Annotated in this window: 24 protein-coding genes, 1 pseudogene and 1 riboswitch; of the genes and pseudogenes, 11 read left to right on the top strand and 14 right to left on the bottom strand. The window is 69.4% G+C overall.

Annotated elements, in window-relative coordinates; genetic code table 11:
- Positions 1–4: 4 nt before the first annotated feature.
- On the bottom strand, positions 5–1,348 hold the full coding sequence (locus tag CP981_RS12100; protein ID WP_085926211.1) for an FtsK/SpoIIIE domain-containing protein: 1,344 nt from the start codon (positions 1,346–1,348) through the stop codon (positions 5–7).
- A gap of 2 nt (positions 1,349–1,350) precedes the next feature.
- Positions 1,351–1,680, bottom strand: coding sequence for an SCO3933 family regulatory protein (locus CP981_RS12095; RefSeq protein WP_085926212.1), 330 nt, complete (start codon positions 1,678–1,680; stop codon positions 1,351–1,353).
- 180 nt (positions 1,681–1,860) lie between these two features.
- On the opposite strand from CP981_RS12095, the gene CP981_RS12090 reads away from it, so the two are divergent.
- Entirely contained in the window at positions 1,861–2,619 is a 759-nt protein-coding gene (locus CP981_RS12090) for a GntR family transcriptional regulator (RefSeq protein WP_085926213.1), read from the top strand.
- Positions 2,620–2,624: 5 nt separating this feature from the next.
- Here CP981_RS12090 and CP981_RS12085 read toward each other — a convergent pair whose 3' ends face one another.
- Entirely contained in the window at positions 2,625–3,173 is a 549-nt protein-coding gene (locus CP981_RS12085; RefSeq protein WP_244329632.1) for a nuclease-related domain-containing protein, read from the bottom strand.
- Positions 3,174–5,339: 2,166 nt separating this feature from the next.
- Positions 5,340–6,032, bottom strand: a complete 693-nt coding sequence (locus tag CP981_RS12080; RefSeq protein ID WP_143658954.1) for a hypothetical protein — start codon at positions 6,030–6,032, stop codon at positions 5,340–5,342.
- 766 nt (positions 6,033–6,798) lie between these two features.
- Between CP981_RS12080 and CP981_RS12075 the strand changes: the two genes are divergently transcribed.
- Positions 6,799–7,893: a DUF1152 domain-containing protein gene (locus CP981_RS12075; protein ID WP_280116705.1), complete on the top strand. Its 1,095-nt coding sequence runs from the start codon at positions 6,799–6,801 to the stop codon at positions 7,891–7,893.
- A 173-nt stretch (positions 7,894–8,066) separates the two neighbouring features.
- Here CP981_RS12075 and CP981_RS12070 read toward each other — a convergent pair whose 3' ends face one another.
- On the bottom strand, positions 8,067–8,966 hold the full coding sequence (locus tag CP981_RS12070; RefSeq protein ID WP_085926216.1) for a LysR family transcriptional regulator: 900 nt from the start codon (positions 8,964–8,966) through the stop codon (positions 8,067–8,069).
- Between the two features lie 243 nt (positions 8,967–9,209).
- Between CP981_RS12070 and CP981_RS12065 the strand changes: the two genes are divergently transcribed.
- From CP981_RS12065 to CP981_RS12035, 7 genes are all read left to right on the top strand, one after another.
- Positions 9,210–9,656 (top strand): ATP-binding protein, encoded by a 447-nt coding sequence (locus CP981_RS12065; protein WP_341873674.1) that lies wholly within the window; start codon positions 9,210–9,212, stop codon positions 9,654–9,656.
- A 188-nt stretch (positions 9,657–9,844) separates the two neighbouring features.
- Complete coding sequence (locus CP981_RS12060; RefSeq protein ID WP_244329631.1) at positions 9,845–11,149, top strand: MFS transporter; 1,305 nt, start codon at positions 9,845–9,847, stop codon at positions 11,147–11,149.
- Positions 11,150–11,264: 115 nt separating this feature from the next.
- The gene (locus tag CP981_RS12055) at positions 11,265–12,635 is read left to right on the top strand and encodes a M20/M25/M40 family metallo-hydrolase (protein ID WP_085928493.1); all 1,371 of its coding nucleotides are present in this window, start codon (positions 11,265–11,267) and stop codon (positions 12,633–12,635) included.
- A 50-nt stretch (positions 12,636–12,685) separates the two neighbouring features.
- Complete coding sequence (locus CP981_RS12050) at positions 12,686–13,912, top strand: CaiB/BaiF CoA transferase family protein (RefSeq protein ID WP_085928494.1); 1,227 nt, start codon at positions 12,686–12,688, stop codon at positions 13,910–13,912.
- Positions 13,909–14,703 (top strand): enoyl-CoA hydratase/isomerase family protein, encoded by a 795-nt coding sequence (locus CP981_RS12045; RefSeq protein ID WP_085928495.1) that lies wholly within the window; start codon positions 13,909–13,911, stop codon positions 14,701–14,703. The genes CP981_RS12050 and CP981_RS12045 overlap by 4 nt, the downstream gene beginning before the upstream one ends.
- A gap of 165 nt (positions 14,704–14,868) precedes the next feature.
- A complete protein-coding gene (locus CP981_RS12040; protein ID WP_085928496.1) occupies positions 14,869–15,420 on the top strand; it encodes a DoxX family protein in 552 nt (183 codons plus the stop codon).
- 193 nt (positions 15,421–15,613) lie between these two features.
- Entirely contained in the window at positions 15,614–16,114 is a 501-nt protein-coding gene (locus tag CP981_RS12035; RefSeq protein WP_085928497.1) for a VOC family protein, read from the top strand.
- A 36-nt stretch (positions 16,115–16,150) separates the two neighbouring features.
- Here the strand turns inward: CP981_RS12035 and nicT are convergent.
- From nicT to CP981_RS12020, 3 genes and pseudogenes are all read right to left on the bottom strand, one after another.
- Positions 16,151–17,309, bottom strand: a pseudogene (gene nicT / locus CP981_RS12030) (Nickel transporter NicT).
- A gap of 10 nt (positions 17,310–17,319) precedes the next feature.
- Positions 17,320–17,533, bottom strand: a riboswitch (cobalamin riboswitch).
- Between the two features lie 112 nt (positions 17,534–17,645).
- Entirely contained in the window at positions 17,646–18,494 is an 849-nt protein-coding gene (locus tag CP981_RS12025; protein ID WP_085928498.1) for an alpha/beta fold hydrolase, read from the bottom strand.
- Positions 18,491–19,126 (bottom strand): MarR family winged helix-turn-helix transcriptional regulator, encoded by a 636-nt coding sequence (locus tag CP981_RS12020; RefSeq protein ID WP_085928499.1) that lies wholly within the window; start codon positions 19,124–19,126, stop codon positions 18,491–18,493. Before CP981_RS12020 ends, CP981_RS12025 begins: the two co-directional genes overlap by 4 nt.
- A 213-nt stretch (positions 19,127–19,339) precedes the next feature.
- On the opposite strand from CP981_RS12020, the gene CP981_RS12015 reads away from it, so the two are divergent.
- Positions 19,340–19,750: a hypothetical protein gene (locus CP981_RS12015; protein ID WP_085928500.1), complete on the top strand. Its 411-nt coding sequence runs from the start codon at positions 19,340–19,342 to the stop codon at positions 19,748–19,750.
- On the opposite strand, the gene CP981_RS12010 is transcribed toward CP981_RS12015, so the two are convergent.
- Positions 19,713–20,369 (bottom strand): nucleoside/nucleotide kinase family protein, encoded by a 657-nt coding sequence (locus CP981_RS12010; RefSeq protein WP_085928501.1) that lies wholly within the window; start codon positions 20,367–20,369, stop codon positions 19,713–19,715. The genes CP981_RS12015 and CP981_RS12010 overlap by 38 nt on opposite strands.
- Positions 20,370–20,518: 149 nt before the next feature.
- Positions 20,519–20,977 carry a cupin domain-containing protein gene (locus CP981_RS12005; RefSeq protein WP_085928502.1) on the bottom strand — a complete coding sequence of 153 codons (459 nt, stop codon included), beginning with the start codon at positions 20,975–20,977 and terminating at the stop codon, positions 20,519–20,521.
- A 138-nt stretch (positions 20,978–21,115) separates the two neighbouring features.
- Here CP981_RS12005 and CP981_RS12000 point away from each other — a divergent pair, with 138 nt between their 5' ends.
- On the top strand, positions 21,116–21,691 hold the full coding sequence (locus tag CP981_RS12000; RefSeq protein ID WP_085928503.1) for a TetR/AcrR family transcriptional regulator: 576 nt from the start codon (positions 21,116–21,118) through the stop codon (positions 21,689–21,691).
- A 15-nt stretch (positions 21,692–21,706) separates the two neighbouring features.
- Here CP981_RS12000 and CP981_RS11995 read toward each other — a convergent pair whose 3' ends face one another.
- From CP981_RS11995 to CP981_RS11980, 4 genes are all read right to left on the bottom strand, one after another.
- Positions 21,707–22,900, bottom strand: a complete 1,194-nt coding sequence (locus tag CP981_RS11995) for a methyltransferase (protein WP_085928504.1) — start codon at positions 22,898–22,900, stop codon at positions 21,707–21,709.
- 196 nt (positions 22,901–23,096) lie between these two features.
- Positions 23,097–23,681, bottom strand: a complete 585-nt coding sequence (locus tag CP981_RS11990; RefSeq protein WP_085928513.1) for a GNAT family N-acetyltransferase — start codon at positions 23,679–23,681, stop codon at positions 23,097–23,099.
- A gap of 53 nt (positions 23,682–23,734) precedes the next feature.
- The gene (locus CP981_RS11985; RefSeq protein WP_167536086.1) at positions 23,735–24,388 is read right to left on the bottom strand and encodes a DedA family protein; all 654 of its coding nucleotides are present in this window, start codon (positions 24,386–24,388) and stop codon (positions 23,735–23,737) included.
- A gap of 308 nt (positions 24,389–24,696) precedes the next feature.
- Positions 24,697–25,161: a DoxX family protein gene (locus CP981_RS11980; RefSeq protein ID WP_085928506.1), complete on the bottom strand. Its 465-nt coding sequence runs from the start codon at positions 25,159–25,161 to the stop codon at positions 24,697–24,699.
- Between the last annotated feature and the right edge of the window lie 38 nt (positions 25,162–25,199).

The following is a 25,199-nucleotide window of genomic DNA, read 5'->3' as shown; positions in this document are numbered from 1 at the left end:
GGTGTTAGTCGGTGATGGGCCGGGGCTTGATCAGCGACGGCGCGTCGTCAGTCATCGGCTCGGCGGGAGCGGCCGGCCGGAACGGAGCCAGAGCGGGCAGCTCCGGCGTGAGGTGGGCATGCTCCCGGCAGACCGCCGCCGCTTCAGCGGGCGAGGTTTCCGGGGTGCGGATGCGCGACCAGCCGCCGGAGGAGTCACCGGCCACCGCGACACCGGGCCGGTCGGGCGCAATCGTGGTGACGGCGAACACCGCCTCCGGTGCCACATCGCCCAGGCCCATCTCAGCGGTCTGCTTGTCGTTGACCCGATGGATGACCCGGCCGGTCAGCTGAGCGCGGAGCATCGTGGCGCCCTTGCCGAGTTCGGATCCGAAGCGCTGCCCGCAGATCTCCAGGTAGATGCCGATCGCACGGGCCATCTGCCCCAGGCGAACCATCTGCATGACCATCCGGTCGCGGCGTTCCTCATCCTTCTTCGCGGCGGTCAAGAACAGCTCCGCCACCTCGTCGACGAGGACCACCAGCGGCACCGGCCGCACCTTCTCGGGCAGGTCCCACAGGTCGGAGACGCCATGAGCGCTGAGCAGGTCGAAGCGGGATTCCATCTCCGCGACCAGCACATCCAGCAGCTCGGAGGCCATCTCCGGTGTGGTCGCTAGCGCGGAGAGCCGGGGCGCGTAGGCACTCTGCTCCACCCCGCGCTTGCAGTCGATGCCGACCAAGCCCACCGACAGCTTGGCCAGACCGGTGATCAGGTTGCGCTGATACATCGACTTGCCGGACTGGTTCGCGCCCAGCGTCAGCGCGTGCGGGACCTTGCGGTAGTCGCGCACGAACGCGGTCCCGTCATCGCGCAGAGCCACCGGCACGACCATCGACCCGGCCCTGAGGCGACGCGGCATCCGCACCCGCTTGAGCACGTCATAGCCCGTCATCCGCAGCTCGACGAAACCCGGCTTGGTCTCCACCACGTTGACCGAGTGGACGCCCCAGGCGTGCCGCAGCCGCTCTGAGGCCGCCGCCACATCCGTCGGTTCGAGGCCGGCCGGGAGCCGCAGCAAGACCCGCAGCCCGGTCGAAGTACCCCGGACGCGACGGACCTTGGGCGGGGCCGGCTGGACTTCCCGGCGGGCGACATTGCGGACCACGAACGCCCGCAGACCCGACGGCCGCACCGTCAGCCCGCACACATCCATCGTGGCCCCGTACGTCACCGTGAACCGGCCCCACGTGATCGGCAGACCCACCAGCGACCAGTACACACGCGGAGCGCGAACCTTCGCGTAGCCGAGGCCACCCACACCCGCTAAGGCGCCGGTCGCTTCGAGAACGGTGGTCAGGTCCGCCATGATCAGGCACCCGCCGTGATGGCCACCGCGCGGAACGAGATGCCGTGGCGCTTCTGGCCGTTGAACTCGTTCTCCCAGTCCCGCGCCTTCAGCCCCACCACCGACACCGGTGTACCCGGGTTCAGGCTCTCCGGCACACCCGTCTCCGGGATCGCCACCTGGTAGAGGTTCCCCTCACCCTCATCGGAGATGAGCAGGCCCACCGTCATCATCTTGGCGCCGGTCTCCCGGTCCACCGCGATCTCACCGGTCTGCTTGTTCACGAGCTTCGGAGTCGGCGCGGTCGCAACGAACACGACAGCGGTCGAAGTGTCGATCTTGAACGAAGGCATGGAGCTCTCCTTTAATCCGGGGCTGCTACTTGCACTCACATCTCTAGAGAACTAGAGATCTCTAGAGATGTCAACGGATTCACTCCGAGCGCGTGCATCCCAGTGGGCGGGGCACCCGGGCGGGACGGTGACTCCACTTGCAAGTAATCTGTCTAGAGAAGCGAAAGGAGGGTGGATTTCATGGCCAACCAGGGCAAAAGCCGCCAGCCGAAGTACCAGCGCATCGCGGATGCATTGAAGTCAGCGATCGAGGCGGGCGAGTACGGGCCCGGGGACCGACTGCCTGGTGAGAACGACCTCATGGCCACATATGAGGTGGCTCGCATGACGGCACGGCAGGCCATCGGCGTCCTACAGAGTGAAGGACTGGCTGAGGCCCGGAAGGGTGCTGGCGTCTTCGTCCGGGACTTTCGGCCGTTGCGGCGCCAGGGCATCAAGCGCCTGTCCCAGGAGCAGTGGGGAAACGGCCGTTCCATCTGGGCAGCGGACATCGACGGCCGGACGCTCGAAGTGGACCAGGTGACAGTCACCGAGCAGTCGGCGCCCGAGCGGATCGCCCACGTCTTGGATCTCCAGACCGGCGACGCGGTGTGCATGCGGAGCCGACGGTTCGTATTGGACGGCAAGCCGGTGCTTTTGGCCACCAGCTACCTGCCGGCGGATCTCGTGGCTGGCTCGCCCATCACCCAGAAGGACACCGGCCCTGGTGGCATCTACGCTCGGCTTGGCGAGCTGGGACACAAGCCGGTGCACTTCCGTGAAGAAATCCGCTCGCGCATGCCTTCGCAAGACGAAGCCGACACACTCCAGCTCACGATGGGCACTCCCGTCATCCTTGTGTGCCGGACAGCCTTCGCCGCGGGCGGTCACCCGGTGGAAGTAAACGAGATGACGCTCGACTCTGCTTCCTATGTGCTGGAGTACGCCTTCGACGCATGAGGCCGCTATCCGCGTGCCCACGTCCTTGCGTCGCGAGCAACCTCATAGATGCGCGCGACCTGGTCGCAAGACAGCACGGGCGACATCCCCGCCAGTCGGCGCGGCAGGTCCACCTCCTCGACGACGAGTACCGGCGGGGCCGCGTTCTTGACGGTCAGCTTCGCAACATGCACCACAGCGATCACGGGCTTTACCGCCACCGAGAACCCACAATGCCGGGTCAGCACCCGCGCTATCCGCTGCGCTTCCCCCTGGCTGATCGCAATGTGCCGCGTGGGAACGCGGTTCACCGTGATTGCTCTGTCGCCGTACCAAATCTCCTTGCCTTTGTGGCGCTTGGAGTTGATCGCGAAGACACCGGTGGGCCCCACCGCAAGATGATCGATGTCCGAGCCGCTCGCCCATTGCACGGCATGCAGCACCTTCCACTGCGAACCCAACTTGGCCAACCGCCGACCCGTGATGCGCTCCCCGACGAGTCCGCTGGCCCAGCTCCGCACATCCCGATTGCGCGACCAGCGAGCGAAGAGTCGCTTCACGGCGTTGGGTTCCAACTCGATGAGCTTCCTCAGCACAGCGTCCCCGGGGCGGTTCCGGGCTAAGTCCGCAGATTCCAATACCACGACTGCCTCCATCAGTGCTGACGATCACGCAGCGATCCATGCCCGCTCGATCGAGCAAAGCACCAAGTAGAGGCCCTGTTACAGGTTTCTCTACCTCATCAAGCTCCCGCCCTTCGGCCGGGAGGAGGGGGTGGGGGAGCACTCTGCGGAGCTTCGCCCGGGGCCATTCCCTTGCCGGTCTCCCCAAGCCGGTCGCGCGGAACCCATCTGCCAGTTGAAGCAGTCCGTGGAGAGCCGAGCCAGGACAGCAGCAACCCCTGCGCCTCGATGACAACACGTCTTGCGTCCTGGTCCCCGCGGGACGGCCTTCGGCCCATGGCTTCGGTCGGCGGGTGCTCTTGCCTTCGGCATCCGGCGCGCAGGTCAACGGCTTGCAGCCGCCGCTACGAATCACACCCCACCGGCCCGCCTAGCGGGCCGGCGCGGGCTCGTGGGCTCGGGCGACGCTCCTGCCTGCGGCCCGCTCCGCCCGGCCCCCGGCCCCGCGCCACCTGAAGATGCCCCGGGGTGATTCCTCACGCTTTGCCCCCTTCAAAACAGCGCCGACCGAGCAGGAATCCCGCCACCCGACACCACAGCCGATGCCGCCCCACGAGGCCCGGCGCAGCCACCCGCCACCAGGACGGAGTGAGCAGTCATGCAGGCCCCCGGAAGCTCAGCGGCAAGAGTCCAGGCGGGAGTCCGAGGGCGGCGAAGAAGTGCGAAGAGGTGGGCGAGGAGGGTGAGATGGAAGCGGTCGGTCGTCTCAGGCGCCCATGGTCACATGTCACGCGTGGCCGCCTCTCGTCGGCGACAACCAGCGATCGAGGGTGCCAAAAGCAAGCTGGCTACGGGAGGGGTGGGGTCGTCGCGGCCGAGCACTCCGGGCATGCGGGCCGGCAAGGGGCGGGCCGCCGTACCGCCACCGTCACGAATGCAGGAGCGTGAGCGGACCGGGACCCTGATCCGTGGCTGAGGGGGAGCTATCTGCTGCCGCGATGTGGCCAAGCCCGTCACGGACGCTCCGCTAGGTGCCCCACCGTTGTGACCGCGGCAAGATGATGACGCGTCGTTCTTTGGCCAGAGGGGCGGAGGTGAGCCTGCACGGACCCGTAGAGATTGAGCCAAACGCAAGATCAGCGGAGTCCCTTAAGTTCACTTTGTGCCCGCCTCGTCGAGAGGGGAGCTCCCCCTCACGGGGGTCCGAGTGCACCGCGTCGAGGTCCCTGTGCACGGCGGCGGTACCCCAGTGCACGAGCGGGCATATGCCAAGACTCGACAACGGCCAGGTCAGAAGCGTGGTAACTGAGTGCGACGAAAAATCGCGACGGCGCCACTCGCTCATCGCGAGGGAAGCCGAATTCGGATTCCAGTGCCCCGCTCAATAGCTGGCCACTGATACGTTCCGTGGCCATAAAAGGGCCCCGTCCTCCTTGTCTCACCAGACCAGGACGGGGCCGGAACGCACCCCATACGAGGCACGTAAGGAAGGGATGGCATGTCTGACACTCCTACCGAGTCAGAGCCTAGCGGAGGACGGCAAGGCGGCGGCTCGACGTGGTTGCCGATCTTGACCGGACTCGGAACCCTGCTCGCTGGGGTCGGCGCCCTGATCAATGCTCTGCGTTGAGGTGCATGCAGTACAGCAGCCGCATACCGCAACCTGGACAGCCGGCTACGGACTTAGACGGCTCTCACGAGTCTTAGGCCGCCTAGTTTGACCATCAGCGACCGATCCCACATAGAGCTACGGATCAGAAGCCACCGTGCCCCTTCCGTGCCCGATCCACCGGGGAATCACGGGGAACGCCGGTCGATCGCGGTGCGCGAGCAAGGTGAAGGCCCCTGACCGATCTTCCTGGTCAGGGGCCCTTCGCCGTGCTGAGCTGCGGAGGCTGTGGGATTTGAACTCACGGTGACGTTGCCGCCACGACAGTTTTCGAGGTTATCGGCCACAACACCTGTTGCTGACAGGGCAAAATGCTGCCGCAGTTTTGCCGCTCCTTCGTCAGGTCACCCCGCCCCGTGACCGGGCGGCGAGTTCGGGACCGATGCTGAGTCCACACCATCGGCGCTCGCCCGGGAGCCGTGCAGCCTCCCCCGCCCGGGCGCGTGCGGTTATCTCACGTACCTGCAATCCCAAGCGTCGTCTATTTCTCGGGCGTTGACGTTGGCTACTCGGTCAAGAGTGTCGGGGCCGTATTGCCACTTGCAGACCTGGTCCATAGGAATACCTTCCACGCGCGATCGGTCGGAGTTCACGCAGAACCAGCGGTAGGCAGAATACTTCGCATTTTCCGAAGCGAAGAGACTGAGGCCCTTGGACTCGCACCAGCCTTTCAGGTCTGGCACTCCCGCATAGGAAACGCTGTCCATGCACTCCCAGGCGCTGTAAGTTTTCGCCATGGTCGCCAGCCGGTCAATTGCATTACGATTCGGGTAAGTCGCCTGACACACGTACTCGACGAAGTTGTGGATTTCTTCGTCGTTGGCGAACTCCTGCAGACTGCCGTCGTCGTTCTTGCAGCGCAGCGAGTAGGCATCTTCGCCAACGGTCGTGATCCCCTGACTGTATCCCTGATCCTTGCAGTAATCGCTGAAGTTCTGCACGGAGAGTGGGTGCAGGGCGCCTGCATCACTTTCTGCCACGCTCACGTTGAGCCGCCCGGCTTTGGAGTCGACCGAAGGAGGTGAAGTCGAGGTGGAGGCAGCGCCCAATGAAGTGCTGGGCGCTGTCGCGAACAGGCCTGTCGACAGCACAAAGGCCGTCATGATAAGACAGGGCTTGATCTTCCTTGCGAAAAACAGCATAGCCGCCTCGATTCAGAGGGAAGAGAACAGTTCAGGAAGAGCAAAATTCGCAGCTTCTTACTCTCAACATGCTGTCGTCAGGCAGCTCGACCGCTTGACCATGGGATTCGTACTAGAGGTCGCAGAAAGCGTGCTGTCCGTGGCGGTCGACAAGGAATTCCCGCTCTGGGGGCTCACGGATGGGGGCGAGAGTTGACGGTCATTCCGTCTACAAAGGAAGAGCACCCCCATACCCAAGGTCTCTCGGACATCCTGGGTGTGCAACTCGCATGGTGTGCCTTGGCTGGCTGGCACGAATCTCTGACCACCCGGGGTCGTTCGAAGTGAGGGGCATGTGCGGGTATGCCGCGGTGGTGATGCCAGGAGTGGCACCTCTGGTGGGGCTGGGCGGATCGTCCCGACGAGTCTTTGGAACGTTTCCCCATCCTCAACTCTTCGCGCACCGACATCACCAATTGACATCAACCTTGGCGGACTGCGGCAGCGTTGAGCGGCTGTGCGTGGCTTCGGCAGTCGAGCGGCACTCACGCGAGACGGCACTAGGAGCGAACTTACAAAGCAGATGTCACAGGTTCGAATCCTGTTGTGCCCACTCCTTGTGTGAAACGACAAAGGCCCAGGTCGTCCGAGATGAATTCGGATTCCTGGGCCTTGATCGTTTTCTCGGCGCGGCCCCGCAGGGCGCCCTGCCCGCGCGCAACACCGGGTCGCCGGGCCGTTGTGTCGCCGCCCGGCCCGCCCGTGCCGCAGCCCGTACGCTGGCGATGTGACGCGTGTGATCGTGGCGGCAGGAGGTGGCGGCGATGCGGTCGCCGCTGTGATGCTGGATGCGGCTCTCTACGGGGGCGAGACGCCGATGGTGGTGTTCTCCTACGCGTGGGACCGGCTCGTGGTCGATCCGGTGCCGGGGCCGAGAGGGCCGGCCAACTTCAGGGGGCTTCGGCCGCTCACCCGAAGCGTTCGGACCGTCCCTGCCGGTGCCGCGGCGATTGCTCCCGCGGGGTCGACGCTTCCCCGGCTGGCCGCTGAGCTCCCGCAGACCTTCGCGCTGATCGATCCGCATCACGGCGCGGAGGGCATGGTTCGGCAACTCGAAGAGCTCGTGCAGTACTTGGAGCCGGACTCCGTCGACCTCCTGGACGTGGGCGGTGACATCCTTGCCCGGGGCGACGAGGCCACGCTCCGCAGTCCACTCGCCGATGCCCTCACCCTCGCGGCGTGCTGTGAACTCAACTTCCCGGTACGGCTTCTGGTCGCCGGTCCCGGCCTCGATGGCGAGCTTCCTGCCGAGGCGCTGCGCGACCGTCTGGGTCCCGTTGTTCTGTCTCTCACCGCGGAGCATGTGGCGCCCGTCAGCTCGGTCCTTGAGTGGCATCCCTCTGAGGCCGCGGCCATGCTGGCCGCTGCCGCGCGGGGTGCTCGCGGCCGGTGCGAGGTGAGCGGCGAAGGCGCGCCGGTGCCGCTGACCGATGTGGGGCCCTTTGTGTACGAGGCCGACCTTGATGAAGCGCTCCGTCGGAATCAGCTCGCCGGGGCCATCCTCGCCACGGAGAATTTGCACCAGGTCGAGCAGTACAGCCGGGAGATCTGTGGCTTCTCCGAAATCGATGACGAACGGCACCAGGCCGGGCGGCTCGGCGGGCCGGCGCCTCCAGAGATCGATCCGGAAGCGGTACTCCGACGGCTCGATGATTTCGAGGCCGATGCGCGGGGGCGTGGTATCACGCACACGACATTTCGCCGGCTCACCGAAGTCTTGGGGCTCAGGGGTACTCAACGCCTGGAGCTGCGGGCACTTCTGCTCGGCAGTCGCCCGGAGCGGTATCAGGCTCCGCTCTGGCACATTGCGTCCGGAGCGTGAGTGGTAACGAGCGGGAGTAGAGGGCCACTTGTGTGCCGCCGCCGCTGCGCGGAAGAGCAATGGTGCTTTGCCGCGGGCCGGCCACCAGCCAATATTTGAGTCGTTGATGACGAGCTGGGAAGCGCCTGCCGAGCCGACCGGTCAGGGCGGCGGCAACGCCCCGGGTGTCGGTGCTATACCTCCGTCTCTCCGAGCCGGCGGATGAGGTGGTCGGCGAATTCCCGTACCACCGCGGTGAGTTGGCGGCCGACCATGGCCTGGATCTGGATGGTACGGAGGTGCATTTCCGGATTGAGGATGGCGATGGCCTTCAGGCCCTCGACGCGCAGACGTTCATGGATGCTGATGTGGCCGGTCATGGACACGGCGTTGGCCTCTTTCACGAAGGCCGACAGGGCGCTGGAGCTGGAACTGACCAGCAGGGGTTCGAAGCTGATTCCCTCGATCGCGCAGCAGAGGTCGAAAAGGCGTCGGCTCGTGGCGCCTTCCTCCATGAGTACGACCGGATAGGGGAGGAGGTCGTGCAGATGGATTTCGCTGCGGTCGGCGAGGGGGTGGTCGGAGCGGACCAGAGCCTGGATCGGGGCGCGCTGGGCGTGAATCACGCGGACGTCCGGAATGGGTGCGAGGCTGAACGTCATGGCGAGGTCGGCCGTGCCGTCCTGAACCATTTGAGTGGCCTGCGAAGGGGTCACCACGGGGAGCTGGAAGGTGGTGCCCGGGTGGTCCTTGCGGAAGGAGGCCATGGCGAGCGGGAGGAATTCCTGCGCGATGCCGTGTGAAGTGGCCACCCGGACAACGGTCCCCAGCCGGCCGCGGCCGCGGATGTCCGCGAGCACCTGATCGGTTTCCAGTGCGGCGCGGCGCGCATAAGCGGCCAAGAGGGCGCCGGCCTCACTCGGTACCATTCCGCGCGGGCGGCGCTCGAAGAGCGGCACCCCGATTTCCTGCTCCAGTTTTCCGATCTGCCGGCTGATGGCCGATCCGGCGACCAGCAGTCGCCTGGATGCCTCATTGACCGAGCCGGTGCGGACCACTTCGAGGAAGTACTCAAGAGCCGGACTGTTCAGCATGCCGCCAGCATATGAGGGCATTGCCTTCTGGGCAACGATTTGTTCTATAAATTGCGATTGTGCGAATACGGCGCCGGTGGCTACCTTCGTCCTATGCCCTGCGGGCTCACCCGGTCGGGCGGACCGTAAGACGAAAAGCGTCTCTCGTACGGCTCACTCGTCGATCAGTCAGCGGTCGCCCAAGGTCCCCTTAACCGCTCGGGTGTGCATCCTCCCCGCAGGCAGTTGCGGCAGGGGAAAACGATGAATGCGACAATTCCCACTGAATGCTCCGGCACGTATGCGATGTCGCGGCGGGACCCCGAATTCCGCTGTCCGCTGCCGCATGTCCCGGAGGCCGTCGGCCTGGTGCGCCGACGGGCGCAGGCCGTGCTGACCGGCTGGAATCTGCCTCCCGCCACCATCGAGGACGCGGTCCTGGTGATCTCGGAACTGGTCACCAACGCGGTCACCCATGCTCTCCCGCCGGCCGTGCTCCAGCTGTCGCGGACGGAGGCCGAGGGGCCCCGTGCGCTGCGTATCGAGGTCACCGACGCGGGTCCCGCCGGGTCCGTGCCCCGGCCTGCCGACGGCCGGACCCCGGCGGAACGCGGCCGGGGGAACGGCATCGTCTCCGCCCTGGCCGCCCGGCACGGCACCCGTGTCGCCCCCGGAGGGATCACGCGATGGGCGGACCTTCCCGCGGTGTGAGGGAGTTCCGCTCTGCGTTGCCGTTAGGGCAATCAGGTGTTCTAGAAGTTGCGATTGTGCGAACGAGCGGGTGGCTCTAGCGTCATCGCTCAACGAGTTGCCGGATCCGTTTTTTCGCTTCGGACTCGCCCATCGGCGGTGCCGCCCTTCGCGGCAATTCGCCTGCTCGATTCGAGGGAGTGACACTCGTGACGACCCTGAGAGAGACAGATCAGATGGATGCCGAGAAGCCTGTCAGCAAGAGCCGCACACGGCGTGCCGTGCTCGCGGCCACCGCCGGGAACATGCTGGAGTGGTACGACCTGACGTCGTACGGATTCTTCGCGGCCTCGATCTCCAAGGCATTCTTCCCGGCCGGTGATCCGACGGTGTCCCTGATGCTCGCCTTCGGCACATTCGGGGTCTCGTATCTGGTCCGGCCCTTGGGCGCACTGGTCCTGGGAACGTATGCGGACCGCGTCGGGCGGAAGGCCGCGCTGCTGCTCACCATTCAGCTCATGCTGGTCGGCACATTGCTGATCGCCGTGATGCCCACCTATGAATCCATCGGAATGGCCGCACCGGTACTGATTCTGCTGGCCCGTCTGCTGCAAGGATTTTCAGCGGGTGGGGAGTTCGGCAGCGCGACCGCATTCCTGGCCGAACAGGCCCCCGGCCGACGGGGATTCATGGCGAGCTGGCAGTTCGCCTCGCAGGGCGCGGCGACACTGCTGGCCGCGACCTTCGGAACCGTACTCAGCCTGAGCCTTTCCGGAGCACAGTTGGATTCCTGGGGCTGGCGCATTCCGTTCATCGTCGGCCTGTTGATCGGACCGGTGGGATACCTGATCCGCCGTCATGTACCGGAGACCACCGAATTCACCGACGCCGCGTCGGCGGGAGATGTCGCGGTGGCCCCGGTCCGCCAAGTGCTCCGGAACCAGAAACTGCCGGTGCTCCTCATGACCGGCGCACTGGCGATGTCCACCGCGGTGACCTACGTGATCGTCTACATGCCGACCTACGCACACGAGGTCCTCGGACTGCCGTCCTCCGCCGGCTTCATCGGGGCGGCGGTGTCCGGCGTGGTACTGACGACCCTCACGCCCCTGGTCGGCCATCTCTCGGACCGGATCGGCCGCACCAAGGTGATGCTCATCGCCGGGACCGCCCTGATCCTCAGCATCTACCCACTGTTCCTGCTGCTGTCGGGCAGTCCGTCGCTGCTGGTCATGGGCGTGGTGATGTTCATCCTGGGTGTCTTGAAGGCCTGCTACTTCGGTGCGCTGCCCGCCTTGATGTCCGAGGCATTCCCGACCGCGACCCGCGGCACCGGCCTGTCCCTCAGTTACAACATCGGCGTCATGTCCTTCGGCGGCTTCGCGCCCGTGGTCATCACCTGGATGATCGCTGCCACCGGCAGCCACCTCTCGCCCAGCTTCTACATCATGGCGGCCGGCGCCCTGAGCATCGCCTCCCTGCTGGCCGCCCGCCGCTTCCTCGCCTTGCGCTGACCCACCCGGACGCCCTCCGCGCCGCCCTGCGCACCCCCGCCCGGCCCCCCCGCCCGACCGGCCCCCCGCCCGACCGGCCCCCGCCCCACAGTGCCCAGAAAGAACGAGGTCAACGATGACGGACGCTTCCACGATCCGCGCCCAACTCCCCGCCACACCGCGCGAACTCGTGCAGGGGTGCCAGGACGAACTCATCGCCGGACTGATGGCGTACGTCAGCCATCCCAGTGTGAGCGCGACCGGCGAGGGGTTCCCCGCCGCGACCGATGTCGCCGTCGAAGAGGTCAAGCGGGCCGGCCTGACCCCGTCGGTGCTCGTCGGTAAGGGCCGGCCACTGGTGGTCGGCCACCGCGCGGGCCCGGAGGGCGCGCCGCACGTCCTGCTCTACGGCCACTACGACGTCCAGCCGGCCGGGCCACGCGAGAGGTGGGACTCCGATCCCTTCACCCCCGTCCTGCGGGACGGGCGGATCTGGGGCCGCGGCACCGGGGACAACAAGGGGCAGCACTATGCGCACCTCCAGGCGCTGCGCCTCTTCGACGAGCACATCGGCGCGCTCCCCTGCACGGTCACCGTGCTCCTCGATGGCGAGGAGGAGATCGGCAGCCCCACACTGGCGGACACCCTGCGCGCGCACCAGGAGCTGTTCGACTGCGATCTCGTGGTCTGGAGCGACCGTTCGGTGCATGAGTCCGGTGAATGGTGTGTCTCGCACGGGGTCCGCGGCATGATCCGTCTCCGGATCGGCGCCAGCGGTCCGAGCCACCCGCTGCATTCCGGGAATTTCGGCAATGTCGCACCCAACCCGGCATGGCGGCTGGTCCAGGCGCTGGCGAGTCTCAAGGACCCCAGCGGCCGGGTCCTCGTCGAGGGTTTCGACGACGGCCGGGAACCGCTGTCCGACGCCGATCGCGCCGCGTTCGCCGCCCTCCCGCTCGACCTGCAGGAAGTCCTCGGGGGCATCGGACTCACCGAGATGGACCCCGCGTTCAACGGGCTGTCCTTCTATGAGCGGCTGGCCGACCGCCCCACGCTCACGATCAACGGGATCACCACGGGGGATGTGGACCGGACCATCATCCCCGACACCGCGGAGGCGGGAGTCGATATCCGGCTGACGCCGGGTCAGGACCCGCAGACGGTTTTCGAGCGGGTGGCCGCACATCTGCGGGTCCATGCCCCCGAGGTGACGGTCACCATGGTCGGTGGCGTACCGGCGTCCCGGACCCCGATCGACAACCCCCATACGCCCAGGGTGGCGCGGGCGATCTCCCGGGTGACCGGGCGGGACCCGCTGCTGGTCCCCGCCTACGGCGGCACGCTTCCCGACTGGATCTTCACCGGGATCCTCGGGGTGCCCAGCATCGGCCTGCCGCTGGCCAACGCCGACCAGGCCAACCACGCGCCCAACGAGAACCTCCGCGTCGACTACTTCCTCGATGCCACCGCGATCTGCATGGAGCTCCTGCTCGAACTGGGTTCCTGAATGTCCGGCCGCCCGGCGAAACCCACTGGAACAGAGGCGTGACACCGCACATGCGCACCACACCACAGCCCAAGCCCTGGCTCGTCCACGACGGAGCCCTCACCGGTCTGAAGGTCCTCGATCTGTCCCGCATCCTGTCCGGGCCGTTCTGCACCATGGTGCTGGCCGATCTGGGCGCTGATGTGATCAAGGTCGAGGACCCCGTCTCCGGGGATGACACCCGCGCCTGGGGGCCGCCCTTCCAGGGCGAGGACGCGGCGTACTTCCACAGCGTCAACCGCAACAAGCGCGGTATCGCCGTCGACCTCAAGGACCCTGACTGCCTGCGCCTGATACAGGAGTTGGCGACCACCGCCGATGTCGTCGTGGAGAACTTCCGGCCCGGTACGGCGGCCCGCCTCGGCCTGGGCTACCAGGAGGTCCGCGAACGCAATCCCGCGGTGGTGTACGCCTCGGTCAGCGGGTACGGGCAGACCGGCCCGTACCGGAACGAGCCCGGCTACGACGCGATCGCGCAGGCGGTCAGCGGCGTCATGAGCGTGACCGGCGAACCCACCGGGCCGCCCGTGCGTTTCGGGGTGTCGCCGGCCGACCTGGCCGCCGGGATGTGGGCCGCCATCGGCGTCCTCGCCGCCCTGCGCAACCGTGAGCACACCGGCACCGGCGACTGGGTCGATGTGTCGCTGCTGGACGGCCAGGTGGCCTGGCTGAGCTACGTCGCCGGTGGGTACTTCGCCTCCGGCAGCATTCCGCAGCGCTACGGTTCGGCCCATCCCACGATCGTGCCCTACCAGGCATTTCCCACCGCCGACGGTCACCTGATGGTCGCCGTCGGAAACGACGGGCAGTGGCGCCGCCTCGCCACCGCGATCGGGCTCGCCGCACTCGTCGACGACCCACGCTTCGCGACCAACTCGGACCGGGTCCGCCATCGTGCGGAGCTGCTCCCGCTCATCGAGCGCGCGCTGGGTGCCCGTGGCGCCAAGGAATGGGACGCGCTGCTGACCGAGGCGCAGATACCGGTCGGGCCGATCAACACCGTCGACGAGGCACTGCGGCACCCTCAGGTCGTCGCGCGCGGCATGGTCACCGAACTCGACCACCCCGACGCCGGCACCCTGCGCACCCTCGCCTCGCCCATCAAGCTGTCCGACCACCCGGCGGCCGTGCGCACCCCGCCGCCCCGGCACGGGGAGCACACCGCGCAGGTGCTGACCGCGATGGGGGTCGGCCCGCGGAAGTGGTCCGACCTGTGCGCGCGAAAGGCCGCGAAGTGACCGCCGTACCCGCTCCCGACATCAGCATCGCGACGTTCCGGTCCGGGGCGGTCGCCGAGATCCGGATCGGTGACGGCAGCCGGCGCAACGCCCTCCCCGGCGCGGCCTGGGCGCGGCTGGCCCGGCAGGTCGGGGAACTCGGCGCCTGCCGGTCGTTGCGGGTGCTGGTGATCCGCGGGCACGGGGACACGTTCTGCGCCGGCTCCGACCTGACCGACTGGGTGGACGCGGAACCCGGCTACGTCGAGGAGTCCTTCGCGCACATGGAAGAGGCGTTCTCCGCGATCGAGGACTGTCCCGTTCCGGTGATCGCTGAGATCCACGGGGTCGCCGCCGGAGCGGGGTGTCAGCTCGCCCTCGCCTGTGACCTGCGGCTGATGGCGGATTCCGCCCGGATCGGGATGCCGATCGCCCGGCTCGGCATCCTCGCCAGCCCCGCCTTCGCCGCCCGCATGGTCGCCGTGGCCGGACCGTCCGTGGCACGGGAGTTGCTCTACACCGGCCGGCTGGTCGACGCCCGCACGGCGGTGGCGCTCGGACTGGCCGATCACCAGGTGCCCGCGGCGCAACTCACCGACCGCACCGGCCGGCTCACCGCTGCCATCGCCGAGCAGCCGCCGGCGGCGATCCGCGCCGCCAAGCTGGCGGTCGGCGCCGTGCTGGGGCCGCAGCGGACGGCCACCGCCGTCAATCCGCGGCCGGCGGTGGCGCGGTCGCACTTCGGTCCGGCGATCGCGGCCTTCCTCGGGCCGTCGGCGGCAGCCGCACCGGATCCGCCCCTCGCGCCCTGAGTGGGAGGGCGTGCGGCGGGCAGGAGGCGGGGACCGCCGGCCCGTCGCAGGCGCTGTTGTTCGTCGTGGGGGTGCTGTGTATCGTCGGGAGTAGTGACTTGAAGTTTCAAGTAATTGTTCGCGGCCTCGCGGGGCCGGTCCCGACCTGCGAAAGAGCGGCTCCTGATGACGTCCCCCCTCGGCACTCTCGCGTCCTCCCGCCTCGACATCCCCACCCGCCACGCCCCCTCTCCGGCCGGCTACGACACCGGGCTCCTTCTGCTGCGCCTCGCGCTCGGACTGACCATGGCGGCCCACGGTGCCCAGAAGCTGTTCGGCTGGTTCGGCGGGCCGGGGCTGGACGGGACCGGGCAGTTCTTCACGATGAGCGGCTATCCGGCGGGCCGGATGATGGCCGTCGTCGCCGGGCTGAGCGAGACGCTCGGCGGGCTCGGGCTGGCGGTCGGGCTGCTCACGCCGCTGGCCGCGGCCGCGGTCGTCGGCACGATGATCAACGCCCTTGCGGTGAAGTGGGGCGGTGGCTTCTTCGCGCCCAAGGGCGTGGAGTACGAGCTGCTGCTGACCGCCGGTGCGGCGGCCCTGGCACTGACCGGGCCCGGTCGCTACGCCGTCGACCGTCTGCTGCCGGTTCTGCGCTCCCATCGGACGGTCCGCGGCGTGATCGCGCTGGTGCTGGGTGTGGTGCTGGCGGGCGGGGTGCTGCTGGTACGGAAGTGATGCCGGGGCGAACCTCCGGAGACGGCCGCCTTGCCTCGTGTGCGCCGGAGGTGCGCCATGGACGGGACGTCTGCCGACCGGATACCGGCCGGCAGGCCCTGGGCAGCGGCGGGGTGAGCGAGGTAGAGCAGAAGTAGGGGAGGGCGGCGGCGCCACGGCGGTGTCGCGGCCGGGAGATCGGAGAACAGGTTCCATGTCCGTACGACGTCTGAACCACGCGGTGCTCAACGTCCGCGATGTGACACGGTCAGTGGCGTTCTACACCGAGGCCCTCGGGCTGACGGTGGATGTCGAGATACCGGGGCGGGCGGCGTTCCTCAGCGCTCCCGGCTCGCTCAACGATCACGATCTGGGGCTCTTCGCGGTGGCGCCTGATGCGCCGGGGCCCGAGGCCGGGCGGGTCGGGCTGTATCACCTGGCCTGGGAGGTCGGCACGCTCCGCGAACTCGTCGCGGCCCGCACCCGGCTCGTCGAGCGCGGCGCCCTGGTGGGATCGACCGATCACCTCGTCGCCAAGTCGCTGTACGCCAAGGACCCGGACGGCAACGAGTTCGAGGTGATGTGGCGGGTCCCGCGGGAGGACTGGCCGGGCCCGGACCAGCCGGACCGGTTGCTGCCGCTCGATCTGGCGGCGGCGCTGGAGCAGTGGGGGCCGGACCGGGAGACGGGCGCCGCGGCGGGCTCGGCGACCTGAGGCGCGGCGCGCGAGCAGGCGCCGGGCCGCCGTTCCTCACGTTCCCGGCGCGGCCTGCTCCGGCGGCTCGGCTCGTCCGGCGCGCTCCGCCCAGCGCTTTTCGACGCCGGCCAGTCGCCAGTACGCCAGCGCCGCGGCCCACACCACCACGAACAGGCCGACGATGATGAAGCCGACATTGTCGAGGTCGAGGCCGGAAATCCAGCCGGTCAGCGCGTCGTTGAGGCCGAGCTTGTCGTGCAGCACGGTGACCAGCTCGATGGTGCCGATGAAGAAGGCGACGGCGATCGACAGACCGGTGATGGTGAGGTTGTAGTAGACCTTGCGCACCGGGTTGGCGAATGCCCACTGGTAGGCGAAGTTCATGAAGGTGCCGTCCAGGGTGTCGAACAGGCTCATTCCGGCGGCGAACAGCAGCGGCAGACACAGGATCGCGTACCAGGGCAGACCCGCCGCGGCACCGCTGCCCGCCATCACCATCAGGGTCACCTCGGTCGCGGTGTCGAAGCCGAGCCCGAAGAGGAAGCCGAGCGGGAACATCTGGCCGGGACGGGAGATGGAGCGGGTGAACCGTCCCAGGAAGCGGTTCATGAAGCCGCGCGCGTCGAGACGCTGCTCCAGCTCGGCCTCGTCGTAGTGGCCGTCGCGCATCCCTCGGAAGACCCGCCAGATCCCGGCCAGCGCGATGAGGTTGAGGGCGGCGATGAGGTAGAGGAAGGTGCCCGAGACCGTGGTGCCGACGGTGCCCAGGATCTGGTGCGTACGGGACTCGTCGTTGAGCAGTGTGCCGGCGAGCTGGGCGCCACCGGCCACCAGGGCCGCCATCGCCACGACCACGCTGGAGTGGCCGAGGGCGAACCAGAAGCCGACCGACACCGGCCGCTTGCCGTCGGCCATCAGCTTGCGGGTGGTGTTGTCGATCGCGGCGATGTGGTCGGCGTCGAAGGCATGCCGCATACCGAGGGTGTACGCGGTGACGCCGAGCCCGACGCCGAAGACCTGGCTTCCGACGGCGTAGTGGTTCGGTACCACGAGCAGGAAGAGCACGCCGAAGGCCACGACATGCAGCCCGGCTATGACGGCCATCAGACCCGCGGTACGGACGGTGTCCTGCCGGCGCCAGCGGAACGTGGCGGGGGCAGGGGAGTTCGGGGTATCGGTGGACAGGGCCATCCGGGCGGTCACGCTCCAGCACCTCGTGGATCAGTTCGTGAGATGCCGTGGCCGGTCTCCTGGCTTACGGGTGCCCGCGTCCGCCCCCGCCTTCCCGGCCGCGGGCTGCGGTCAGTGGCGCCGCGGGCGCGCCAGGCGCCCGCGGAAGGGGTGGAAACTCCCCGATCACAGTGGCGAGGGCCGCTCCGGGCTGGGACCACAAGGTCCGTCACCGGCTTCCCGAACACCACGGCCCGGCCACTCTAGCCGCCACCCCCGTGGCGCGAGGTGTGTGGGGGTTTTCCGCCATCTGCGCGGGCGCGGCCCGCGGTGGACCGGTCACAGGCGGGGCCGGGCACAGGGGGCCGGTCGCAGTGGGTCAGTAGTCCAGCGACGAGAGGAACGCGTGCAGTTCGTGGTCGAAGAGCGGGGTGTTCTCCAGGTTGACCATATGGGCCGCACCCGGTATTCGGACCCTTCGGGCGCCCGGGACGGTCAGGGCTATCGCATGGGCATTGGTGGAGATGTCCCGGCTGTCGAGGTCGCCGTCGAACACGACCGTCGGCACCCGGATCTCCCCGAGGCGGTCGGCGGCGCCGACTTCGAGGGGCATACCGGCGCCCATGCCGTCGGCATGGACCTCCACATTGGCCTCGGCCGAGGCGCGCATCCGTTCGCGGAATCCCGGGTGCACCGCGGACGGCTCACGATGCGGCCCGTCCACCCATATCCGCAGGAAGTGTTCGACATACCGCTCCGCGCCGTCCGGTGCGCCGATCGCGGCCACCTGCTCCTTGATGTGCGCCAGGACGAAGGGGTCGGTGAAGGCCCGGCCGCTGATTCCCGGGGAGGCGAGCGCGAGGGCCGTCACCCGGCCGGGGTGGGCGAGGGCGGCGTCCAGCGCGACCCGTGCACCGTGGGAAAGACCGACGAGGACGGCGCTGGGGACATCGAGTGCGTCGAGCAGGGCACACAGGTCGTCGTGGTGGGCGAAGTCGCCGGTCACGGTGGAGGACAGGCCATGGCCGCGGGCGTCGTAACGGATCGCGCGCAGGCCGGAGTTGACCAGCCAGGTGAACTGCTCGTCCCACATGTGCTGGTCGAGCATGCCGCCGTGCAGCAGCACCACCGCGGGGCCCGAGCCGGCCGTCTCGTAGAACAGCTCGCCCTCGTCGATCGGCACGATGCCGTTGTCGATCTCGGACCAGGCGGTGATTCTCCGCGTCATTCTCCTGACCGTCCTTTGTGCATGAGAGGGGGCGGGGCGGGTCTGTCGTCGTGGCCTTCAGCGCTGCCGTGACGACGGTTGCTGCCGTTACTGCCTTCACTGCCACGACTGTCCCGACTGCCCTGACTGTCGGTTTCCTCCCGTTGAACGCGCGAGCCGTTCGCCAGGTGCCGGAATTCCTCGCCGAGTCGGTCGAGTACGTGCAGCGCGGTGCGGACGTCCTCGGCGGGCAGGTCGGCAAGCCGCTGCCGCAGCTCCGTCGCCTCGAACTGCTGGACCCCGCGTATCGCCGCCGTGCCGTCGCCCGTGAGCCGGATCAGGGGCGAGCGGCGGTGGGCGGGGTTCGGGGCCGTGACGACCAGGCCCAGCTCCGCGGCGTGGTTCACCCAGCGCTGCACCGGCTGGCGGTCGAGCCCCATCGAACGCGCCAACTGCGGGACGGTGCGCGGCCCTTCGGTGCGCAGGGCGTCCAGCAGTGCGTGTTCGCCGGCGGTCATGCCCGTGTCGGCGAGCTCGCGCTCCACCGCGCGGACGACCGTGCGGTGCAGGGGCCACAGGCGTCGGATGACGTCGTACAGCAGATCTTCGGTGGTCGCCGGCCCCCCGGCGCCCTCCCCTTCGGTATCCCTCACCGCAGCCCCCTCATGTCCTTCGGCATCTCCCTTGACGTCCCCATCGGCGTCCGTGTCGCCCGCTTCACCGACATCCCCCTCAATGACACTTCTGATGTCATGGTGACATCGTTGATGTCGTTTGGGAAGGGGCCTGCCGCGGAATGGAGTTGAGGGGGTGGATGGGTGGGATGAGGCTCGTGTGGTCGGTGGGCGAGGAAAGGTGGATGGCGGATGAAGGTCGGTCTGTTGCGTGCGGTCGGGGTCGCCACGGCGGTCTACGGGGCGGCGGTGACCGCGGTGCCCGCTCTGCTGGCACGGCCCTCGGGGCTGGTCGATGCGGAGGGACGGACCGAGCGGGCGACGCGCACCTCGCTGCGTCCGCTGGCGTGGCGGGATGCGGTGAGCGGGCTGGCGCTGGCAATGGCCCCGGAGGGCCCGGCGCTGCGCACCGCCGCGTATGTGCGGATCGCGGCCGACTTCGGGGACGCCGTTCTGCTCGGTGTGACGCTGCCCGGCCGCGACCGGAAGCTGGCGGCGGTGGCGGTGTCCGTGGGGTGGGGTGCGCTGTCGGTGGCCGGGCTGCTCGCCGGCGGGCGGCGGGAGGTTATGACCCTGCCGGCGGCGGGGCCTCTTCAGGTGTGAAGGTGATGACGAGGTCGGCGCGGTCGCGCGTGGCCGCCACCACCCGGGCGTTGGCCTCGTCCGAGGCGTGGACGAACCGCTCGGCGTCGGCGCGCGGGCGCCCGAAGTGCTCATGGCGGTCGATCAGCCGCCGGACCCGCTCCGGGGTGTCCAGGTCCACGTACCAGACCTCGTCGAGCAGTGCCCGGACCCGCGACCAGGGGGCGGAGTCGAGGAGGAGGTAATTGCCCTCGGTCACGATGAGCGGGATGTGCGGTGCCACCGGGATGCTGCCGGCGACCGGTTCCTCGATGCGGCGGTCGAACGCCGGGGCGTAGACGGCGCTGTCCGGCTCCGGTGCGCGCAGACGCGCCAGCAGCGCCGCGTAACCGGCCGGATCGAAGGTGTCCGGCGCGCCCTTGCGGTCCGTACGGCCCAGGCGGCGCAGCTCCGCCTCGGCGAGATGGAAGCCGTCCATCGGGACGAGTGCCGCCTGCCCGGCCAGCTCCGCCACCACATGGGCGGCGAGGGTGGACTTGCCGGCACCGGGCGGGCCGGTGATGCCGAGCAGTCGCCGCCGGGCGGGAGTCGCGGACTCGGCCAGCTGACGGGCGCGGGAGAAGAGGTGCCGGGGATCCATGGTGCGTCCATCGTGCCCGATCGGCGGTGCAGCGGCCGGAGACGCTCCCGTTCGGCGGCCCGGCGCCGGGTCGGCCGCGTCGGCGACGGCGCTCTCCCTCGCTCGCCGCCGCGCTCCGCTCCTACGGCTCGCACCCGCTGCCCCGTTTCTCAGCCGTGGTACTCCATCCCGTACTTGGCGCCGATCTCGTTGAGGCGGTCGAGGTCGGGGTGGCCGCCCTTCCTTACGGCCGGGCCGGCTTCGCAGATGTCCTCCACGAACTCCTCCCAGCCGCCCGGCGCCGAGATCTGCAGACACCGGGCGGGCGGCTGGGAGGCATTGCGCAGGGCGTGCGGTATGCCGTGCGGCAGCAGGGCGCACATGCCGGGGGTGAGGCGATGGGTGGTGCCGTCGAAGTCGACCTCCATCGCGCCGTCGAGGACGTAGACGAACTCATCGGCGTGGTGGTGGGCGTGCGGGGGGATGTCGACGTCGAGTTGGTTCTCCAGGATGGCGAGCCGGCCCTCCGTGTCGGCGGTGCGGGCCTTGACGTCGCATCCGGGCGGCAGGGGGACGCGCCCCGGCCGCCGTTCGCCCGGCTGAAGTACGAGAAAGCGTTCCTTGGGCATGGTGATCGCGGGTCCTCTCCGGGGCCGTCGGCCGTCGGCTGTCCGCCGGACGGTCCCGACCACCTGGGCGGCCGGTGGGACAAGATAAGGAATCGGAATCCGATTCCGTTTCGCGACCCTAGCAGTAGCATCGGCCGTGTGGCACCCTCTTCGACCTCCTCCACGCCCGCGCGCAGACCGCGTGCCGACGCCGAGCGCAACCGCACCCGTGTCCTGGACGCCGCGCGGGAGGTGTTCCGCGCGCGGGGCGACGAGGCGCAGATGCCCGAGGTCGCCCGGGCCGCGGGGGTGGGGATCGGGACCGTCTACCGGCACTTCCCCAGCCGGGCGGCGCTGATCGCCGCCGTGGGCGAGCAACGCCAGGCGGAGATCGTGGAGTTCGGGCGCAGCCGCTGTCTGCCGAGCGCGGCGGCCGCCGACGGGCTGGCCGCGTATCTGGCGCACATCGGGGAGGTGCTCAGTGCCGAACGCGGGCTGTCCGCCTCGATCGAGGCGGCCTTCGGGTCCACCGAACCGACCGGCGAGGGGCGGGACCGGGCCGAGACGGTCGCGGCCGAGTTGCTCGCCCGTGCCAAGGAGGAGGGCACGGTGCGCGCGGATGCCGAGGTCGGTGATGTGGTGATGATCGTGTGCGGGCTGGCGGCGGTGATCCGTCACGACGCGGGGGACTGGCGCCGTTATGTGCGCAATGCCTGTGCGGGACTGCGGGCCTGACCGTACGGCCGCAGGTCAGGGGGCGGAGGCGGTCCGGTCCGCGAGGCCCAGGCGCCACAGGGACGTGATCTCGGCGGCGCGGGCCACGTGGAGCGGGTCGGAGGTGTCCCGGGCGCGCGGATGGCGCGGGGTGACGTCGAGCCGGCCCAGGACCGTGAGGCCGGCCTTGGTGAAGGCGTCGAGGAGTTCGGCGTGCGGACGCAGGCCGAGGTGCTCCGCCAGGTCGGAGAGGATCAGCCAGCCCTCACCGTCCGGTGTCAGATGGTCCGCGAGGCCGTTCAGGAAGCCGTGCAGCATGCGGTTGCCCGGGTCGTAGACCGCGTACTCCACGGGGGAGGTCGGTTTCGCGGGCACCCATGGGGGGTTGCAGACGACCAGGGGGGCACGGCCGGCCGGGAACAGATCGGCCTCGGTGACCTCCACCTGCCCGGCGACACCCAGGCGTTCGGTGTTCTCGCGGGCGCAGGCCAGCGCCCGCGGATCCTGGTCGGTGGCCACGATCCGGCGCACTCCGCGCCGGGCGAGCACCGACGCCAGCACGCCGGTACCGGTGCCGATGTCGAACGCCAGCTCCTCGGTGGGCAGCGGTGCCTCGGCCACCAGGTCGACGTATTCGCCGCGGGCCGGGGAGAAGACGCCGTAGTGCGGATGGATGCGGTCGCCGCCGAGTGCCGGGATCTCGACGCCCTTCTTGCGCCATTCGTTGGCGCCGATCAGGGCGAGGAGCTCGCGCAGCGAGACGAGGGTGGTGGTCGGGTCCGCGCCCTCCGTGGTGCCGGACGCCTCCGCGCCGGCGGGCTCGACGGGGCCGTACGCGCGGGTGCAGGCCTCGCGGACATCCGGGGCGCGGTGCAGCGGGACGGCGAAGGTCGCGTCGAGCGGGACCAGCAGCATGCCCAGGATGCGGGCACGGTGATTCTGCGCGGCACGGTGCAGATGGAACGCCTGGGTGACATCGGCGGGTGGCGTCTTACGGGGGCGCCGGTCGATCCGGCGGGCCATCGCCGTCAGCAGCTGGCGGGCGTTGTGGAAGTCGCCGCGCCACAACAGCGCGGTGCCCTCACAGGCGAGCCGGTAGGCGTCGTCGGCCTTGGTCCGGTCGTCCGCGAGGACGATGCGGCGCGGTGGCGGGGCGCCGTTCTCGGAGCGCCAACGGGCGGAGCGGGGCTGGTCGGCCTCGGTCCATTCGACGACCGGCGGGTGGTTCACCGAAGAGTGCCTCGTGTGTGTGGTGGGAGCCCTCCCAGGGGTGCCGCCCTCGGAGCGGCGCCGGTCCGGCGCCGGGGGAGCGGTGCTGCGCTCGCAGGAGACGGTGGGCGGGGTGGTGGGACCGTTGACTTTACTCCGTATCGGGATCGCGCTCGGCCGCACACCGGGCCTGGGGCGGGCGGCACCGGGTGCGACGTCAGTCGACCCCGAAGGCCCGGGCGTAGCGCACCGTGCCGCGCGGGGGTGTGGAGCCGTCCAGGGACAGCGCCATGAAGGCCTCGTCCGGCCAGGGCTGCGGCGGCAGAATGCCGAACCGGGGGGCGGCCGGGGAGAACCCGAAGCGCGGGTAATACGGCGGGTGGCCGAGCACGATCGCGGTCCGCTCCCCGGCGGCCCGCGCCGCCTCCAGGAGCGCGCGGATCACCGCATCGCCCGCACCGCGCTGCTGGTACTCGGGCAGCACCGCACACGGCGCGAGCGCCACGGCGGGCACCTCGTCGACATGACAGCGGGTCAGCAGGGCATGGGCGGCCGGGGTGCCGTCCGGCGCGTCGGCCACATAGGACAGGACCGGCAGCCAGGCCGACGGATCGCGGCGCAGCGCGTCGACCAGATCGGCCTCCCCGGCCGTCTCGAAGGCGGCGAGATGGATCCGGCGGACGGCCGCGGTGTCCGCGGCGGTCTCGGGGCGGGGGTGCCAGGTGGCGGGGCCCCCGGCAGGGTCTCCGGCGCCGCGGTCACCGGCCCCGTGCGAGCCGTGGGATGCGTGGATGCCGCTCATGCCGGTCATCGTCGCACCGGGTGCCGGCGCACGGCCAAGGGATTTCCGCCCCGTCAGTGCGCGGTGCGGCGCTCCGGCCGGCGCATCAGGAAGGCGGCGGCCGATCCGGCGGCGAAGAGGGCGACGACGGAGAGGGCCGTACTCATCCAGGAGGTGCCGAGCCACTGCCCGCCGAAGTAGCCGAGGCTCACGCTGTAGGCCGCCCAGGCGAAGCCGGCCAGCGCGGACCAGGGGAGGAACTCACGGACCGTACGGTGCGCGACACCGGCGCCCAGACTGACCACGGAGCGTCCGGCGGGGGCGAAGCGGGCCAGCACGACGATGCCGCCACCGCCCCGCGTCAGCGCCGTACCGAGGCGTTCCTGGGCCGTGGCCAGCCGGCGGGAGCGGCCGATGGCACGGTCGAAGCGGTCGCCGCCGCGCCGGGCGAGCCGGTAGGCGACCATGTCGCCGAGCACGGAGGCGGTGGCCGCACACAGCATCAGGGACAGCATTTCGGCCAGGTGGGCGCCGCTGTGGACGGTGGCGGTGACGCCGGCGTCGCCGACCGCGTCCGCCGCCGTGCCGGTCCCGGCCGCCGTAGTGGCCGCGGCGATCACCAGGACCCCGCTGGGCAGGATCGGGACGAAGACGTCGAGAACGATCGAGACGCTGACGATCACATACACCCAAGGGGTGCCGCTGAGGGACCCCAGGCTTTCCAGCAACGTCCTTCTCCCGGTCCGAACCCCGCCGCGACGTCGCTCGGTGCGGCAGGGGCGGCTCTACAGCCATACAGCGTACGCCTGGCCGCGGTGGCCGAAAGGGTGGGGGTGGGATGCGTGGGAAGCGGCATTGTGTACGCGATACCCGAGACATGTGGCATGCCCCATATGGGGCGGAATGGCCCGCGTCGAGTGGCGCCCGGCGTGTCCCGCCCGTGGACCGTGCGCCGGCTCCGAACGCGCACGGCCCGTACGGCAGGGCTGCCGTACGGGCCGTGAGGGCGGGCCGGGGCCCGCCGAAGCGTGGGGCGTCAGACGGTGGAGGGCTCCCGCTGAGCGGTCGGGGCCGCCTCCGTTCCGCGGTCGCCGAAGAAGACCCGGTCGAGGGCCCAGGCGCCGGGGCCGGTGAAGAAGATCAGCAGGAACGCCCAGCAGTACAGCGCGGAGGGCTCGCCGCCGTTCTGTATCGGGAACAGCCCCGAACCCTGGTGCGTGGAGAAGTACGCGTACGCCATCGAGCCGGAGCTGATGAACGCGGCGGCGCGGGTGCCCAGGCCGAACATCACCAGGAGGCCGCCGGCCAGCTGGATCACGGCGGCGTACCAGCCCGGCCAGCTGCCGGTGGGGACGGTGCCGCCCTGGCCCATGGCGCCGCCGAGGACACCGAAGAGCGAGGACGCGCCGTGGCAGGCGAAGAGCAGGCCGATCACGATGCGGAAGAGCGCGAGCGCGTGCGGCGTGGATCTCTGGGTGAACGAGGTGAGCGGTGTGGACATGTGGGGACTCCTACGGTTTCTGGGGACGGCGTAACCGT

Source organism: Streptomyces platensis (assembly GCF_008704855.1).
GTDB classification, from domain to species: Bacteria; Actinomycetota; Actinomycetes; order Streptomycetales; family Streptomycetaceae; genus Streptomyces; species Streptomyces platensis.
The sequence above is the reverse complement of the archived record's forward strand: the minus strand, read 5'-3'. Positions and strand labels throughout refer to the sequence as shown.